This is a genomic window from Aeromonas sp. 603757 (assembly GCF_049171255.1).
Taxonomy (GTDB): domain Bacteria; phylum Pseudomonadota; class Gammaproteobacteria; order Enterobacterales; family Aeromonadaceae; genus Aeromonas; species Aeromonas veronii_A.
Map to the genome: position 1 here is coordinate 1 of NZ_JAAKOE010000019.1, position 17,582 is coordinate 17,582.

At 61.0% G+C, this 17,582-nt stretch carries 13 protein-coding genes; 2 read left to right on the forward strand and 11 right to left on the reverse strand.

Annotation, left to right across the window (positions count from 1 at the left end):
* Positions 1–318 precede the first annotated feature (318 nt).
* Positions 319–1,656 carry an N-succinylarginine dihydrolase gene (astB, locus tag G5332_RS16465; protein ID WP_227342152.1) on the reverse strand — a complete coding sequence of 446 codons (1,338 nt, stop codon included), beginning with the start codon at positions 1,654–1,656 and terminating at the stop codon, positions 319–321.
* A 355-nt stretch (positions 1,657–2,011) separates the two neighbouring features.
* Here astB and topA point away from each other — a divergent pair, with 355 nt between their 5' ends.
* Both topA and G5332_RS16475 read left to right on the forward strand, forming a co-directional pair.
* Entirely contained in the window at positions 2,012–4,633 is a 2,622-nt protein-coding gene (gene topA, locus G5332_RS16470) for a type I DNA topoisomerase (RefSeq protein ID WP_421250023.1), read from the forward strand.
* A gap of 109 nt (positions 4,634–4,742) precedes the next feature.
* Entirely contained in the window at positions 4,743–4,907 is a 165-nt protein-coding gene (locus G5332_RS16475; RefSeq protein WP_162851498.1) for a hypothetical protein, read from the forward strand.
* A 16-nt stretch (positions 4,908–4,923) separates the two neighbouring features.
* Here G5332_RS16475 and G5332_RS16480 read toward each other — a convergent pair whose 3' ends face one another.
* The 10 genes from G5332_RS16480 to G5332_RS16525 form a co-directional block, all read right to left on the reverse strand.
* Positions 4,924–5,280 carry an MGMT family protein gene (locus G5332_RS16480; RefSeq protein ID WP_421250024.1) on the reverse strand — a complete coding sequence of 119 codons (357 nt, stop codon included), beginning with the start codon at positions 5,278–5,280 and terminating at the stop codon, positions 4,924–4,926.
* 66 nt (positions 5,281–5,346) lie between these two features.
* The gene (locus tag G5332_RS16485) at positions 5,347–6,900 is read right to left on the reverse strand and encodes a methyl-accepting chemotaxis protein (RefSeq protein ID WP_421250025.1); all 1,554 of its coding nucleotides are present in this window, start codon (positions 6,898–6,900) and stop codon (positions 5,347–5,349) included.
* Positions 6,901–7,112: 212 nt separating this feature from the next.
* Complete coding sequence (locus G5332_RS16490) at positions 7,113–8,978, reverse strand: beta-N-acetylhexosaminidase (RefSeq protein WP_421250026.1); 1,866 nt, start codon at positions 8,976–8,978, stop codon at positions 7,113–7,115.
* The gene (locus tag G5332_RS16495; RefSeq protein WP_335831979.1) at positions 8,963–9,835 is read right to left on the reverse strand and encodes a BadF/BadG/BcrA/BcrD ATPase family protein; all 873 of its coding nucleotides are present in this window, start codon (positions 9,833–9,835) and stop codon (positions 8,963–8,965) included. Before G5332_RS16495 ends, G5332_RS16490 begins: the two co-directional genes overlap by 16 nt.
* 128 nt (positions 9,836–9,963) lie before the next feature.
* Positions 9,964–11,697, reverse strand: a complete 1,734-nt coding sequence (locus tag G5332_RS16500) for a glycoside hydrolase family 9 protein (RefSeq protein ID WP_421311385.1) — start codon at positions 11,695–11,697, stop codon at positions 9,964–9,966.
* Between the two features lie 114 nt (positions 11,698–11,811).
* Complete coding sequence (locus G5332_RS16505) at positions 11,812–12,804, reverse strand: ABC transporter ATP-binding protein (RefSeq protein ID WP_005353824.1); 993 nt, start codon at positions 12,802–12,804, stop codon at positions 11,812–11,814.
* Positions 12,805–12,815: 11 nt separating this feature from the next.
* Positions 12,816–13,835, reverse strand: a complete 1,020-nt coding sequence (locus G5332_RS16510) for an ABC transporter ATP-binding protein (RefSeq protein WP_005334876.1) — start codon at positions 13,833–13,835, stop codon at positions 12,816–12,818.
* The gene (locus tag G5332_RS16515; protein WP_421311386.1) at positions 13,832–14,752 is read right to left on the reverse strand and encodes an ABC transporter permease; all 921 of its coding nucleotides are present in this window, start codon (positions 14,750–14,752) and stop codon (positions 13,832–13,834) included. Before G5332_RS16515 ends, G5332_RS16510 begins: the two co-directional genes overlap by 4 nt.
* A gap of 1 nt (position 14,753) precedes the next feature.
* Complete coding sequence (locus G5332_RS16520) at positions 14,754–15,737, reverse strand: ABC transporter permease (RefSeq protein WP_005353818.1); 984 nt, start codon at positions 15,735–15,737, stop codon at positions 14,754–14,756.
* 118 nt (positions 15,738–15,855) lie between these two features.
* Complete coding sequence (locus G5332_RS16525) at positions 15,856–17,541, reverse strand: ABC transporter substrate-binding protein (RefSeq protein WP_005353816.1); 1,686 nt, start codon at positions 17,539–17,541, stop codon at positions 15,856–15,858.
* Positions 17,542–17,582: the final 41 nt, after the last annotated feature.

Below are 17,582 nucleotides of genomic sequence, written 5' to 3' on the forward strand. Positions count from 1 at the left end.
GGAGAAGGATTCGAACCTTCGAAGGCAGAGCCGTCAGATTTACAGTCTGATCCCTTTGGCCGCTCGGGAACCCCTCCCCAAGTGCGAGGCGCATACTATCAGATCCAGAGGCTTTGTGAACCCCTTGATGAGGCATCTGGCAGTAAAAAATGACTGTTCGTCGATTTTTTGATACATCCAGCTCAAAATTCAAGCTTATCAGCAAGTTGTGCGCTGCTTTTCTGCACAAAACAGCATCCGTGCAAGTTGGCGATCGCGCTGAAGAGAAGGGAAATAGCAGAAGACCGCCAGCGTCGGCGGTCTTCCCGGGCATCACATCTAGCGCTGGAACGGGTAGACCGAACCCAGTTTCAGGATCTGGGTCAGCTCGTCCAGTGCGCTGCGGGACTCCTGCACCAGTGCCGGATCCCTCAGATCGTCGAGGGTCAGGCGGTCGCGGTAGTGGCTATCGACCCAGCCATCGAGGCGGGCAAACTGGCTGTCGTTGATAAGGCAGGCCGGATTGACCGCAGCGAGTTCCTGATCGTTCATGGCAACCCGCAGTCGCAGGCAGGCCGGGCCGCCGCCATTGCGCATGCTCTGTTTCACATCCATATAGTGGACCGCCTTGATCGGGGTCTCCTGCGTCAGCAGCTTGCCAAGATAGGCCGACACCGCCGGATTGTCGCGGCACTCGGTGGGGGCGATGATGGCCATCTCACCGCTCGGCAGGGTGAGGATCTGGGTGTTGAACAGGTAGGATTTCACCGCATCCAGCACGGATACCTCGGCAGTTGGCACTTCGATAAAGTGCAAATCCCCCTCGCCAAACTTGCCGCGGATTTCAGTCAGCACCGCTTCGGTGTTGAGGAACGCTTGTTGGTGGAAGAAGAGCACGTTCTGGTTGCCCACCGCGATCACGTCGTTGTGGAACACCCCCTGATCGATCACATCCGGGTTTTGCTGAATAAACACCACGCTCTCCTCGCCAAGGCCATGGAGACGGGAGATGGCCTGGCTTGCCTCCAGAGTCTGGCGGGCCGGATAGCGCTTCGGCGCCGGGCGGGAGTAGTCAAAGGCGCTGCGGCCATAGACAAACAGCTCGACCCCCGCCTCGCCATAGGCACGGCAGAGCCGGGTGTGGTTGGCAGCCCCCTCGTCGCCGAAGTGGTCATTCTCCGGCAGATGGAGGTGGTGGCTGAAGTGGCGATCATTGTTGAACACGGCTCGTAGGATACGGCCCGTGACGTCCGGCTCCAGAGAGCGGTGAAACTTGTTGGTCAGGTTGGCGGGGGTGAAGTGAATGCGGCCATCCTGGGTATCGGCACTGGGGGAGACGGTGGCGGCGTTGGCAGTCCACATGCTGGAAGCCGAATAGCAGGCAGCCAGTACGGCGGGAGCCTGTTTGGCGGCCTGCTCCAGCACCCGGGCATCGTTGCCGGTGAAGCCTAGGCGGCGCAGGGTGGCGAGATCGGGACGCTCTTGTGGCGCCAGTACCCCCTGGGTCATGCCAAGCTCGGTCAGCGCCTTCATCTTGCGCAGCCCCTGTTTGGCGGCCTCTTTCGGATTGGAAGCCTCCTGGGCATTGCTCTGGGAGGCAACGTTGCCGTAGGAGAGGCCAGCATAGTTATGAGTCGGGCCGACCAGACCGTCGAAATTGACCTCGAAGTGCTTCATTGAGTACATCCTTTCGATTTTTATGATGGGTAGCGGTTCCTTCCGCGCGCAATGCGTCGGGGTTGGGCCATTATAAAGAGATTTTATGTTTTTGTAACAAGCCGGTAACCAGCAGACGTTTTTATGTCGTTTCAGATATAAAAAGAGGGGCGGTATGGCAGAAAATTGAAAAAGCGGTTGCGTCCGGCCTGTTGCCTTCGCATTAATAAATAAAGAAGCAATAAAAGAAGCCGTGTGGTTCGGGCTGGTCAGGCAAATTTGCTCACAAGATTGCTTTTTCGCGCCAAATCTCTTATACAGCCCCACAAAACCGCACACCAACCCCGTCGGGTGCAATGAGGATAATAGTTACAGCATGGGCAAATCACTGGTCATAGTGGAGTCTCCGGCCAAGGCCAAGACGATCAACAAATATCTGGGCAAGGACTACGTGGTGAAATCCAGCGTGGGTCATGTTCGCGATCTGCCCACCAGCGGCAGCGCCAGCACCGAGCCCAAGAAACCTGTCATTCGCGGCATCAAGTTGAGCGAATCCGAGAAGGCTGCCAAGGATCGCAAGGCCCTGTTTGCCCGGATGGGTATCAATCCGACCGCTGGCTGGCAGGCTAACTACCAGATTTTGCCCGGCAAGGAGAAGGTGGTCAGCGAGTTGCAAAGTCTGGCCGAGAAAGCCGACACCATCTATCTCGCAACCGATTTGGATAGAGAAGGAGAGGCGATCGCCTGGCACCTGCGCGAGATCATTGGTGGCGACGACAGCCGCTACAAGCGCGTGGTGTTCAACGAGATCACCAAGAGCGCCATCAAGGAGGCGTTCGCCCAGCCGTCCGAACTCAATATTGACCGCGTTAATGCCCAGCAGGCTCGTCGTTTCCTCGACCGCGTGGTGGGTTACATGGTCTCCCCGCTGCTGTGGAAGAAGCTGGCGCGCGGTCTTTCCGCCGGTCGAGTGCAATCCGTTGCGGTGCGTCTTATCGTCGATAAAGAGCGCGAAATCAAGGCGTTCGTACCGGTCGAGTTCTGGGATCTCAATGCCGACCTGCTGACTGCCGACAAGAGCGATCTGCGTATGGAAGTGGTCAGCCGCAACGGGGCTGACTTCAAGCCGGTGACCCAGGCCGAGACCTTTGCCGCTGTCGCAGCCTTGGAAGGGGTCGACTACAAGGTCGTTAACCGGGAAGACAAGCCGACCGGCTCCAAGCCGTCCGCGCCGTTTATCACCTCCACCCTGCAGCAGGCGGCCTCTACCCGTCTGAGCTTCGGGGTCAAGAAGACCATGATGATGGCCCAGCGTCTCTATGAAGCGGGTTACATCACCTATATGCGTACCGACTCCACCAACCTCAGCAAAGAGGCGGTTGAAGCGGTGCGTGAATATATCGGCGAGCATTATGGCGCGGCCTATCTGCCAGCCGAGCCGAATCTGTATGGCGCCAAGGCCAATGCCCAGGAAGCGCACGAAGCGATCCGTCCCTCCAACGTACAGGTGACTGCCGAGATGCTGGAAGGGATGGAGCCGGATGCCATGCGTCTGTACGATCTCATCTGGCGTCAGTTCGTTGCCTGCCAGATGACCCCCGCTCAGTACGACTCTTCCACCCTGACCGTCAAGGCGGGTGAGTTCGAGCTCAAGGCCCGTGGTCGTACCCTGCGCTTCGCCGGTTGGACCAAGGCGCTGCCGCCGATGGGTCGCAAGGGTGAAGATAGCCAGCTGCCTGCGGTCACCGTGGGCGAGGTGCTGAAACTGGTCAAGCTGGATCCGCGCCAGCACTTTACCAAGCCGCCTGCCCGTTTCACCGAAGCTGCGCTGGTGCGCGAGCTGGAAAAACGCGGCATCGGCCGTCCCTCTACCTACGCCTCCATCATCTCCACCATCGTTGATCGTGGTTATGTGCGGGTCGAGAGCCGCCGTTTCTTCGCCGAGAAGATGGGTGAGATCGTCACCGATCGTCTGGTGGAGAACTTCGTCGAGCTGATGAACTACGAGTTCACCGCCAAGATGGAAGACAAGCTCGATGGCATCGCTGAAGGGAGCCTGGAGTGGAAGAAGGTGCTGGACAGCTTCTACGCCGAGTTTACCCAGGAGCTGGAGAAGGCCGACAAGGCGCCCGAAGAGGGCGGCATGCGTGCCAACCAGATGGTGATGACCGACATCGACTGCCCGGATTGTGGCCGCAAGATGGGTATTCGTACCGCCACCACCGGCGTCTTCCTCGGCTGCTCCGGCTATGCCCTGCCGCCGAAAGAGCGCTGCAAGAAGACCATCAACCTGGTCTCTGCCGATGAGTTTGTCTCCGCCACTGACGGCGAAGAGGCGGAAACCGAGGCGCTGCGTGCCAAGCACCGTTGCGGTGTCTGTGGCACAGCGATGGATGCCTACATCATCGATGACAGCCGCAAGCTGCACGTCTGTGGTCGCAACCCGGACTGCGATGGCTACGAAATCGAGAAGGGCCAGTTCAAGCTCAAGGGCTACGAAGGGCCGAGTATCGAGTGCGACCGCTGCGGCAGCGAGATGCAGCTCAAGAACGGTCGTTTCGGCAAGTACATGGGCTGCACCAACGAGACTTGCAAGAACACCCGCAAGATCCTGAAAAACGGCGACATCGCGCCGCCGAAAGAAGATCCGGTACCGTTGCCGGAGCTCAAGTGCACCCAGTCCGATGCTCACTTCGTGCTGCGTGACGGTGCTGCCGGTCTGTTCCTGGCAGCCAGCAACTTCCCCAAATCCCGCGAGACTCGCGCGCCGCTGGTGGAAGAGCTCAAGCGCTTCAAGGATCGCATCTCCGCCAAGCACAAGTATCTGGCGGGAGCCCCGCTCACCGATCCGGACGGCAACCCCGCCATCGTGCGCTTCAGTCGAAAGACCAAGGAGCAGTACGTGATGAGCGAGGTCAACGGCAAGGCGACCGGTTGGACCGCTCACTACGACAACGGTACCTGGCAAGAGAGTTTGCCGAAGGCGAAGAAAGCCTGATGACAAAGAGGCCCCGACCAGGGGCCTCTTTGCTTATGGATAAGGGTATACTGAGACAGCTGCAAGGAGTGCAGCTGTCGTCAATCGCGAAGTAGACAAGGAGGTTGAGATGGAGATTAACGAGATCCGGCCGGGCATGAGCTGCATGACCCGGGAAGGGGCTGCCTATGTGCTGGAGGTGGACCGACAGAGCCTGCTTGTGCTGCTGCAGCGCGAGGACGAGACTATACCGGTGCAGGTGCGCAGTGAGGAGATCCTGGCACCGCTGGAGTGATCTGGCAGTGCCCCCCTCAAAACGGCAGTAGAAAAAGCAGCTCGGCCAGGTCGGGCTGCCATTGCCACTCCTTCATTCTGACCCGCCCACCAATCACGGGCACGCCCTCTTCCTGCAGCAATCCCGCCTGTCTGTCGAAGCCAGCCGACCCTTTTGGTAAGGAGATAGTGCCTGCTGCGCCCAGCACCCGATGCCACGGCAGTACCTTGTCGGTCTCCCGCAGCACCTTGCCTACCAGTCTTGCCCGTCCGGGCAGCCCCGCCAGATCGGCCACCTGACCGTAACTGGCCACCTTGCCGGCAGGGATGAGGGCGATGATCGCCTCGATACGGGCAGTTTTGTTCAATGGGGATGGACTTGATTCAATGCTCATAAACCCGATTCGTCAAAAACAACAGAAGCGCCATTGTGGCGCTTCTGTCATGGGGCTGGCAATGATTCAGCCGAAGGTCTGGCTAAGCCCCTTCAGTTGCTTGGCCCGTTCCAGCAGAGCCTGACTGGAGTGATCGACATCCAGCATCTTCTGACTGTTGGCGTGGGAGTACTCGGAGATCTGGTGGATGCTGCGGCTGATCTCCTCTACTACCGCTTGTTGCTGCTCAGCAGCGGTGGCGATCTGGGTGGAGTGTTCGGTGACCAGCTCTATCTCTGCCAGCACGGTATGGAGGCTGCTGGCGCCCTGGCGGGTCATCTCGGCACATGCGCGGGTCTGTTGCAGGTTCTCCTGCATCATCCCCTTCCAGCGTCCCAGCGTGTGCTGGATCTGCTTGATGCTGCCCTGGATCTGCTCGGTCGCCTTGTGGGTGCGGGTCGATAGAGTTCGTACCTCGTCTGCGACCACCGCAAAACCACGGCCCTGCTCTCCGGCGCGAGCCGCTTCGATGGCGGCGTTGAGGGCCAGCAGGTTAGTCTGCTCGGCGATGCCCTGGATCTCGCCCATGACACTGCCAATCCGTTCGGATTCGCTGGCGAGCTCTACCGCCGAGTTGAACGCCAGCTCTGCCTGTTTGGCGAGCTGTTCGATCTGTTGCTCTGTCTGGTTCAACTGCTGGTTGGTTTGTTCACAACGATTGCGAGCTTCGTTGACCTGACCGTTGGAGTCCTGAATGTTGCGGGCGATCTCGTGAGCTGTGTTGGCCATCTGAGTCATAGCCGTAGCCATCTGCTGGGTCTGGGCATCTTGCTCGTTGATATCGAGACAGGCCTGATGAGAGGCCTGCTTCAGATTGATGGCCAGGGTTTGCAGAGGTGCCGTGGCATCGTTGATCCGTCCCAACACGGTTCGGATGCGGGCCTGCAGCATCTTGATATGAAAATCGGCAATGGCGCCGGGGTTGTCACCGGAGTAGACCAGCCGGGTCAGACTGTCATATTCACGGCCCAACTGCTGTAGATAGTGGGGCAGAGCGAAGATCTCGCGCCAGTAGGCGCCGCCGATGAGCAACAGGGGCAGCAGCATCAGCAGGGCGGTCATGGCCCCTTGGCTAGCGAAGGTCCAGCCCATCAGGCCGAGCAGCAGCAGGGTAATGGCCGGGGTGCGCACTCTGGCAAGAGAGGGGAGGTTGCTGCTGTTGCCGCGCTCTGCTTTGAGCAGGGCCTGGTAGGTCTGAGCGGCGATGCGCTTGAATTGGGGCTCGGGCTTGCAGCGTACCGACTGGTAGCCGCTGATCCTGTTGCCTTCATAGATGGGGGTCACATAGGCATCTACCCAGTAGTAACGGCCATCCTTGCAGCGGTTTTTTACCATACCGCGCCAGGGTTTGCCCTCCTTGAGGCGGGCCCAGAGATCGGCGAAGGCGGCCTTGGGCATGTCGGGGTGGCGTACCAGATTGTGGTTGTGTCCCACCAGTTCATCGACCGAGTAGCCTGCGATGTCGCAGAAGGCCGGGTTGGCGTAGGTGATCACCCCGCGCAGGTCAGTGGTTGAGACCAGTTGTACGTCGGCAGGAAACTCCACTTCGCTATCCAGGGTATGGACGTTTCTGCGGGCCATAGGAATACGCTCCGATGTTCTTGTTGATAATGTTGTCGTTGTTATTGTGGCAGATCTGGAGGTGACCGCAGGCTCGCGCCAGCAGGAGGCAGATCAGCTTCATTGGGGGCTGGATTTTGCCAATAATGGCGGATGAATGGTAGGGGGAAGTTGATGTTTTGTTGGCTAATCGTAAAAAAGGCGGCCGATTGGCCGCCAAAGTAGAGACAACATTACCTCTGTGGCATCCGGTAGCGCACCTGCAACTGATCGAGGATCTGCAGCTGACCCGGCAGGCGGGCGGCGAAGTGCTCCCAGCCCTTGTGGGCGGGATCGCTCCAGGCCACCTCGGCCGTGGCCAGCATACGCGGGAACAACATGTAGTCGAGACGATCACGGCTGGTGATCAATTCTGACCACAAGGGGCTCAGCACCCCGAGGATGTTATCGTTGGCATGGAAATCGGCTGGGGCAGGGTCACACGCGTAGATCTGCTCCAGATTGAGGGTACCCGCCCAGTAGAGGCCGGGTTCATGAATATCGGCGCTCCAGGCGAGATCGAGATAGAGGAACTGGGCGGGCGCCATCACCACCGGATAACCGGCCGCGGCAGCATCCAGCCCCGCCTGAAAGCAGGTCCAGGCACAGACGGCGGCTTTACGGCTCACCTTGTCGCCATGCAGGATCTCCTCCCAGCCGATCATCTGTTTGCCTCTGGCGGCCAGATAGCGCTGGCAGTGGCGCAGCAGATGGCCCTGCAGCTCGCGGCAATCGGCGTAGCCCTGCTCGACCATCAGCTGCTGGCAGGCGGGGCTGTCGGTCCAGACCCCGGTCGGCACCTCGTCACCCCCCATGTGGATCTGCGGGCCGGGAAAGAGCTCGCATACCTCGTCCAGCACCGCCTCCAGAAAGCGGTAGGTGCCGGGCAGGGCGGGGTTGAGCACGTTGTCATCGAAATGCTGAACCGAGCGGTAGCGGGAGTGATCCGCCGTTTCGATCAGCAACTCGGGCAGCGCCTTGATGGCGGCGTGGCAGTGGCCCGGAATGTCGATCTCGGGAATGACGGTGATGCCGAGCTCACTGGCATAGCTCACCAGCTCCTTCACCTCGCTCTGGGTGTAGTAGCCGCCATAGGGTTCGGCACCGCCGCTGAGCTGGGGGCCGATCGCCAGATCGTGGCCGCGCCAGGCCCCCACGTCGCTCAGCTCCGGGAAGGCCTTTATCTCGAGTCGCCACCCCTCGTCATCGGTCAGGTGCCAGTGGAAGCGGTTGAACTTGTAGAGGCTCATCAGTTTGAGCAGACGCTTGATGGTTGCCGGAGTGTGGAAGTGGCGGGCGCAGTCGAGAAAAATGCCGCGAAAGCCAAAGCGCGGGGCATCCTCCAGCGTGACGCAGGGCAGGCTCTCCCCATGTTGCAGATACCACTGGGCCAAAGTCACCAGCCCATGACGCCAACCCGTTTCGTCGGCGGCGGCAATCACCACCTCCTGCGGCGTGATGGTGAGTTGGTAGGCTTCGGGGGCCAGTTTGGCCTCGGTCAGCCGGATTTCAGCGTCGTGATCCTGCTCCAGCGCCAGCGACGTCAGTTCGTTGAAGTGGGCCAGCAGCTTCGGTACATCGCGGGGGGCGCTGACATGAGCCCGCTCTGCCAGCCGGAAGTTCCCCTCCAGCAGTACCAGATGGGCCGGTTGTGGCACTATGCCGGGCTGGTGCTCGACATCCGGCAGGTCGGGGCGGGTTACCGGCGGGTTCTCCAGTCCGAGATCCTGCGCCGCCAGCGTCACCGGCAGCAGCTGGGCTCCCGTAGTCGCCTCCGGCAAGCTGAGGAAAAAGCCCTGCGGCATGTCGGAGAGCTTCTTGATGGGGGTCTGGCGGCAGCAAAAGCGCAGCTCGCAGCTGCCAGCGTTCGGGACAATCACCTTGTAGCTGCCGCTCTGGCGCTCCAGCTCGCCCCCTTGCAAGGAGTCGGGGTCGATATGGCGAGCCAGACAGAAGTGCAGCTTCCACTTGGTATCAGGCATGCGGGAGAGGGTGAAAGTGAACCAGACATCCTCGCCGTCACGTCGGGCGACCTGGGTGTGGATCAGGGGTGTAGACATGGAAAATCCTCTGATTGGGCAAACAGGATGGCGCCATCGAGCGCATCTGCCTGGGGGGGGATCAGGTTGAGCTGGCCGAGACGGGGAGCGAGGCGGGTGCCAATCCCCCCCAGCAGGGCGATCTGTCTGGCACCGAGCTGGGTCATCCCCTCCAGCAGGATCTGCAGCTGCTCGCAGGTTTCGTCCAGCAGCTGATTGGCGAGCTCGTCGCCATCGCTGGCTGCATCAAATACCCAGGGGGCAAAGTGGCCATAGTCCGCCGGAATGGCGCGGGCGGCCCAGCGTACCACCTCGGCCTGATCCCGCTTGAAGCGATCCATCAAGCGGATGGCGAGGGTGCTGGGGGGCAGAATGCCGTCGTGGCAGAGCAGGGATTGCTGGATGGCGCGCAGCCCCAGCCAGGCGCCGCTGCCTATGTCTGAAATGGGGAAGCCGCGGCCGGAGCAGGTGCGGATCTGCCCCTCCTGATAGACCAGCCCCACCGAGCCGGTACCTGCGATCAGAATGGCCCCCTCACGGCCGCCAAAGGCGCCGAGGCAGGCACCGAAGGCATCGGAGGTGAGCCTGACGCTGGCAAAGGGGAAGGGCATCTCGAGCAGGGCGTGATAGCAGTCGGCCAGCTCGGCGGAGGCGAGCGCCAGCCCGACCCCCATCTGTTGTTCGCACTCTATGCCCAGTCCAGCCGTAAGGCGGGCGCTGGCGATGGCGGCCAGCACATTGGCATGAGCGTGAGGGATGCCCAGCTCCAGATTGGAGCCAGCAGCGCGCCCTTCACCGAGCAGCTTGCCCGCCCGATCCCGAATGCGGGCGCGGGTGTGGGTGCCCCCGCCATCGACGCCGACCCAGAACTCAATCATGGCGACCTCCCTGCTCATTTCGATCACTCAGAGCACTCTGCCAGCTGATGGCCAGGGCAAACCGGACTGCATGGAGGATCCGCTGTTCTTCCCTGTGCCAGTTATGATCGTGCCGATTCCTGTACATCTCAATCATGGCGACCCCCCTGCTCATTCCGATCACCCAGTGCACTCTGCCAGCTGATGGCAAGGGCAAACCAGGCGGCGTGGGGGATCCACTGCTCGCCCCAGCGCCAGTTCTGATCCAGCCGATCCTTGTACTCCTCCGGAATAAAGGCCACCTCATTTTCGTCATCAAACCCTGAGGTGATGCCGTTGCAGATACCTCCCTGCGCATTGGGATACCCGGCGGTATAGGCGGGGTTGTTGATGCCGTGGCCCGCCAGCATGCAGGCGTTGAAGGGGTTCTGCCCGAGGATCCAGTCGAGTTGGCGCTGGCCGTAAGTGATTAGCGGCTGGCTCTGGCGGGGGAAGTGGCGGGCGCCAGCAAAGGCCATGGTCGCCAACGATGCGAGGCGGGCATTCTCCCCCTGCCACCAGTAACCGGACTCGTTGTTGTGGGGCATAAAGAAGCTGACGCGCGGCGCTTCATCCACCCCTTTCACATATTGGCGGGCGAGGGAGAAGGGGTTGCCCGCCCGTGCGCACAGTGCCAGTTCGGCGGCCAGTGCCTGCTCCACTACGGTTTGTACCCGGGCCTGGTGCCCCTGATCCGGCTCTACGCCCAGATATTCCAGCAGCGCCAGCACCGGCAGACCCGCCTCGGCGGCGTGGTAGTAGGGGCGCGAGCCATCCTCGTTGGCCGACCAGTAGTGACCCAGCTCCGAATGGGGGCGCTGGCGGGCACAGAGCTTGCTGGCGAGGGCTCTCGCCTCATTCAGCCACTCGTTGCCGAAGGTGCGGGTCAGCTCCACCGCTGCCAACAGGGCGCAGTAGTCGTCGATGATGTTTTCGACCCCGTCATCCAGATAGGAGAGGTTGTGTTCACGCAGATGCAGGTAGCCGCGGCGGGCCGCCTCGGCGTAGCGGCTGGCATCGAAGTCGCCGCTGACGCTCTCGCGGGCGGCGCGGGCCAGCGCGGCGATGGCCATGCCGCCCCCTTGGCGGAAACCCGCCTGCCAGTTGGCGGACTTGATCCCCTGCTGGGTGGTATAGGCGCACAGCTCGCGCTGGGCAGGGTCCTTGCTCCACTTGTCGAACAGGGTCATGTAGAAGAAGCCCGACTCATCCTGCATCCGGCAGAGGAAATCGGCGCCGTGCAGCGCCTCGTCATTGAGCCGCTTGCAGAGGTTTATCCCGTCGATATCGCGGCGCGGGGCCAGCAGTTCGCGGCACTTGAGCAGAGCCCACACCACCATGGGGGTCTGCTGGGGGTTGAGGTAGTTGGCGTAGGAGAGGTGGCTCAGGTACTTGCTCATGTCGCCGCTGGCATCGAACCAGCCGCCGTGCACATCTTTGTGCTGGTCGGTGCCAAACAGGCGGGCGCTGCGGTCGGCCCGATCGAAGGTGCCGCTGGCGCGCTGCCCCTTGAAGTAGTGGATGACATCGGAGAGACAGCGGCTGGCCAGCAGATCCTGGCCGATGGCAAAGCGGGTGGAGCGGACTATGCCTTGGGCTGTGATCGCCTCCAGCCGATAGTGGCCGGGCTCCTTGAAGGCGGAGAAGTCGGCACGCCAGTAAGCGCGGCCCTGCCAGCCGGGGACGCTGCCAGCCGGTTGCAGCGGGGTTTCAAACAGGATCTGGCCATCATCAAGGCGTTGCAGCCTGACATAGCCGCCGAGATCAGGGGCGGGGGAGGTTTGCAACAGGGCGACCTTGTGTCCGTCGCACTCGTAGCCCACCTGATTGATCAAGAGTTCCATCAAGGTATTACTCCTGTGGTTCACCGCCGGGCGGTGAGGCACATCACGGGGCTGTGGCCGCCCCGTATCGAGGCATGACCGGACAGGGTTGTCCGGCCGGTTCAAGGTTCACCCTCACTCGTAGAGGTAGCAGCGCACGAAGTGGTTGTCGGCAAGCTTGGTGATGGGGGGCAGCGCCTCCTTGCAGCGGGGCATTGCCTGATTGCAGCGCCCGGCAAAGGGGCAACCGCAGGACTCCGGCGTCCAGAGCGGGATCTCCCCCTTGCGGCCACCCTCCAGCTCGGCGTGGATGCTCTTCTCCGGATCGGGCACCGCCGAGATGAGCAGCTGGGTGTAGGGGTGCTGCGGGTGGTGCAGGATCTCGTCCACCTCGCCCCACTCCACCATGTGTCCCACATACATGACTGCCAGATCTTCCGCCACATAGCGGGCGGTGGCGATGTCGTGGGTGATGTAGAGCATGGAGACGCCGAGCTCGTTCTTCATCTGCTCCATCAGGTTGAGGATGCCGATGCGAATGGAGACGTCGAGCATGGAAGTCGGCTCGTCCGCCAGCACCACTTCCGCCTCCACCGCCAGATTGCGGGCGATGTTGACCCGCTGGCGCTGGCCGCCGGAGAGCTGGTGCGGATACTTGGCCGCCGTTGCCTTGGCGGGGGTCAGGCCGACCTTCTCCAGCAGGGCGTAGACCATGTCGGGCAGCTCTTTCTTGTCGATCACCTTGCTGTGCAGCAGCAGGGGGCGTGCGATGTGGTGATAGATGGTGTGGGTCGGGTTGAGCGAACCGAACGGATCTTGCCACACCATCTGCACGCTCTGGCGATAGTCCAGCAGGGCGGTGCCTTTGTTGAACTCCTCCAGATCGTGGCCGCGATAGAGAATGCGCCCGGCACTGAGCTTGTACATCTTGGCGATGATCTTGGCGATGGTGCTCTTGCCGGATCCCGACTCCCCGACCACCGCCAGGGCGCGGCCCCGGTGCAGGTTGAAGGTGATGTCGGAGAGCGCCCGCATCTTGCCACTCTTGATGGCATTGGAGTTGATGGGGAAGTCCTTGTAGAGGTGCTGGACTTCGATGATGGGTGCATCGGTTTTGGCGATTTGCATGACAGACATCCTTAACAGCCAGCGGCCTTGTCCAGATAGATCACGGAATCTTGTTGCAGTCCCTGCTCCTCATAGAGGTGGCAGGCGGTCTGTTGCCCGGGGCGGATCTCGGCCAATCTGGTGTACTCCTGACGGCAGCGATCGTGCACCTTGCCGCAGCGGGCCTGAAAGCGGCAGCCGACCGGCACCTCCAGCAGGTTGAGCGGTGTGCCCGGGATCCCCTCCAGTACCTTCTTCGGCCCGTGCAGGGGCGGGAAGGAGTTGCCCAGCCCTCTGGTATAGGGGTGTAGCGGTGCGGTCAGGATCGCCTTGGAGGGGGCGACTTCCACCAGTTCACCGGCATACATGATGCCGATGCGATCGCAGAACTCCACCATCAGGGAGAGGTCGTGGGTGATGAACAGAATGGAGAAGTTGAACTTCTCTTTCAGGGCATAGACCTTCTGCAGGATCTCCCGCTGTACCACCACATCGAGCGCCGTGGTTGGCTCATCCATGATGAGCAGCTCGGGGTTGAGCGCCATGGCGATGGCAATCACCAGCCGCTGGCGCATGCCGCCGGAGAACTGGTGCGGGTAGTCCTTGAGCCGGCTCGGGTGGATATCGACAATGGTGAGCAGCTCCTGGGCGCGCTTGATCGCCTCGTAACGGGTCATGCCGGGGTTGTGGGCCAGCAGCACGTCGCAGAACTGCTCCTCCATCCGCAGCACAGGGTTCAGGGCGTTCATGGCGGACTGGAACACCACCGACACCTGTTGCCAGCGGTAGGAGCGTAGCCGCTCGTCGTTGTAGTGGAGGATATTCTCCCCCTTGAACAGGATCTCGCCACCGCTGATATAGGCGGGCGGCTTGTGCAGCCGGGCCACCGAGAAGGCGACGGTGGATTTGCCGCAGCCCGACTCACCGGCGAGACCGAAGATCTCGCCCTGTCTGATATCGAAGCTCACCGAGTTGACGGCGCGCACGTCGCCATTTTCGGTGATGTAGTCGACGCAAAGATTGCGTACTGACAGCAGGGGATGCTTGTTCATGCTGTCTTCTCCTGTGCTGTGGCAACCGGTGTGGTTACCGGTGTGGCCAGTTTCTTCCAGCGGCTCAACCCTTTGTGTGAGCGCAGCTGCGGGTTGGCAATCTCGTCGATGGCGAAGTTGAGCAGGGCCAGACCGGCACCCAGGGTGGCGATGGCAAAGCAGGGAGCCAGGATCTCCCACCAGGCGCCGACCAGAATGGCGCTGGAGGTCTGGGCGTTGTAGAGCATTATGCCCCAGCTCACCACGGTCGGGTCGCCAAGCCCCAGGAACTCCAGGGTCGCTTCGGTGACGATGGCGTAGATGATGGAGCCGATAAAGCTCACCCCGATGATGGAGATGAGGTTGGGCAGGATCTCCACCAGAATGATGCGCCAGGCTGGCTCGCCCAGCACTTCGGCGGCGATGACGAACTCCTTCTCGCGCAGCGCCAGGGTCTGGGCACGGATGACCCGCGCGCCATAGGCCCACGAGGTCAATCCTATTATCACGGCAATCACCGCCGGTGACGCCTCCCCGATAAAGCTCGCCAGTACCAGTAGCAAGGGGAGGTTGGGGATCACCAGCACCACGTTCATCAGGAAGGTGAGGCACTCGTCCACCAGACCGCCAAAGTAGCCGGCGGTGATGCCGATGGCGACGGCCAGGGTGCAGACCAGCAGGCCTGCACTAAAGCCCACCAGCAGCGAGATACGGGCGCCGTTGGTGAACTGGGCCCAGATATCGTGGCCCATGCGGGTGGACCCCATCACGAACTCGGCACTGGGCGGCTGGTGCGGGCGAGCCACCCGCTTTGTCGGCTCGTTGCTGGCCAGAATGGGGGCAAAGATGGCCATCAGTACGAAGGCAACCACGATGGCGAGGCCACAGGCAGCCTTCTTGTTGCCCAGCAGGATTTTTAGAATGGTCGGCATACGCATCTTATTTGCCTCCTGTACGCAGACGGGGATCCAGGAAGACGTAGAGCACGTCGGCCAGGAAGTTGAAGCTGAGCATGGTGATGGTCATGATGAGCAGCTGCCCCTGAATGAGCGGGTAGTCGCGGGCCAGAATGCCCTGATAGAGGGTCAGGCCCAGGCCGGGATAGTTGAAGATCACCTCGGTGATGAGAGAGCCACCAATAACGAAACCGAGCGCCATGGAGAGGGCGGTGACGCTGGGCAGAATGGCGTTGCGGGCGCCGTAGTTGAAGATCACCCGGTTGCTGGAGAGCCCCTTGGCCTTGGCCATGGTGATGTAATCCTCGCCCAGCAGGTTGATCATGTTGTTGCGCATGGTGATGAGAAAGCCCCCCACCTGTACCACGGCCAGAGTCAGCACCGGCATGATGGCGTGGGTCATGATGCTCTTGATGTGCTCCCAACCCCAGTCAGCCTTGATCTCCGGGCTGTAGGCGTAGCCGATGGGCAGCCACTCGAGGCTGACCCCGAACAGGAACAGGGCGAGCAGGGAGACCACCACCGGCGGAATGGCCTGCATCACCAGGGTGAGCGGGGAGAGAATGCTGTCCATCCGGCCGCCGCGATACCAGGCGGCGAAGATGCCGACGATGGAACCGATGGAGAAGCTAAGGATGGTGGAGGTGCCAACCAGAAACAGGGTCCAGCCGATGGCACGGCCCAGCACGTCAGAGACCTGCTGCGGGTAGAAGCGCACCGAGGTGCCGAGATCCCAGGTGAAGACACTCTTCACATAGGTGAGAAACTGGGTGCCGATGGGGCCGTCGACAAAGCCGAAGGTGGCTTTGAGGGCTTCCAGGGCGGCGGGTTCCATCATGGCGCCAGCGCGGGCAAACATCACGGAGACAGGATCCCCTGGCATGGCACGGGGTAACAGGAAGTTGATGGTGGCGGCTACCAGAAAGGCAACCAGATAGAAGGAAAAGCGTCTCAGTATGAATCCCATGATAGTACCTTTTACTGCAAGTCTGCCCCGCGTCGGGTATAGCTACCCCAACCCCGGCGGTGCCGGGCAAGAAAGGGGTTAACGGGGAAGATGGCCCCCCGCAGGGGGCCGGGATTGTTTAGCTGTTTGGCTTGAGGGACAACACGTGCAGCAGACGCTCAGGGGTGTCCGGGTGGAGCTGAGGTTTGGCTACCGGGTTATCAGCACTGAACCAGCCGTTGAAGCGCTTGGTGCTGTACTCATACCAGGTCGGGTTGTTGAAGACCGGAATGATGGTCTGGTTGGCACCAACACGATCCTGGATGGCGAACATGATCTCCTTCTGCTTGGCCGCATCGGCGGTCTGGGTGAAGTCATCGATCAGCTTGTCGAGCTCGGGGTCCTTGTAACGGGGCGCGGCGAAGCGGTTGCCACGGTCGCCCATGTTGCGGGAGTGGAACGCGGTCTCGAAGTACTTGTGCGGGTTGGCACCGGCAAAGTAACCCTGCAGGGCGACATCGAAGTCACCGGTGATCAGGTTCTCGGTCCAGACGGTTGCTTCCGGGGTGGCGGTCTTGGCGTTCAGGCCCAGCGCCTGCAGCCCTTCTACACCAATCTGAACTGTGTTGACCCAGTCGGTCCAGCCGTTCGGTACCAGTACCTTGAACTCGATCTTTTTGCAGCTCGGGGTGTCGAGGAACTTGTCGCCGTCACAATCCTTGTAGCCTGCCTCTTTCAGCAGGGCCTTGGCCCCTTCCAGATCGAACTTGTTGTACTTGCCGTACTTCTTGTCCACTTCCGGGTTGTTCCAGGAGTCAAAGGCTTTGCCCAGACCTGACGGGTACTCGTTGACGGTGGGGTAGCCGTAGCCCGCGATATCCACCATGGACTGGCGGTCCATCGCCATGGAGAAGGCGCGGCGGAAGTTGATGTCGTTGAAGGCTTCGTTATTGCCCGGGTTCTTGGTCTGGAAGTTGACGTTGAACGCCACGGTACCGGAGGCCGGGAACCAGTATTTGTTGTTCTTCGGATCGTTGCCGACGTAGAGGCGTTCGATATCCGGCACGAAGGAGCCGAACCAGTCGATGTCACCCTTCATGACAGCCGCCAGCACCTGGTCGTTGGTGGCCATCTGCGGCATGCGGATACAGTCGATAGCGAGGTTGGCGTTATCCCAATAGTGCGGGTTGCGGCACTGGGTGTAGAGCTGGGCGGAGAAGTTGTCCACTTCGGTGAAGGGGCCAGTACCAACCGGCTTGTCGTTGGTGAAGGCAACCGGATCTTTCACCGATTTCCACTGATGCTCCGGCACTATGGGTACCAGCACCAGATCATTCACCACGTTGGTGTTGACCTCGGTCAGGTCGAATTTGACCTTGTTGGGGGCCAGCTTCTCGACGCTCTTGATCTGGGTCCAGATTGAGCGCTCATCCAGCGCCTTGTTGGCCTTGACCAGATTGAAAGAGAAGATGATGTCATCGGCATCAAAGGCTTCGCCGTCAGACCACTTCACGCCGTCACGCAGATCGAAGGTGACGGATTTCAGGTCATCGCTGAACGCATAGTTGGTGGCCAGACGATAGACGGGTTTGCCCCCTTGCATATCGTTGAAGATCACCAGCGGCTCATAGATGAAGTGACGGGTGGTGTGCAGCAAGCCCGCTTGCAGGAAGGGGTTGAAGTTCTTGACCCAGGCGGTTTCCTGCTGTGCGACCATGGTCAACACGGTTTTGTTTTCTGCGGCCATGGCGTTACCGGCGGCACCGGCAAGCATCATGGTTCCCAGCATTACAGCGGTAGAGATTTTGGATACTTTGGCAAGCATATGTTTTCCTTTCTTATTTTTTGGCATTCCCGAGGGTTCGC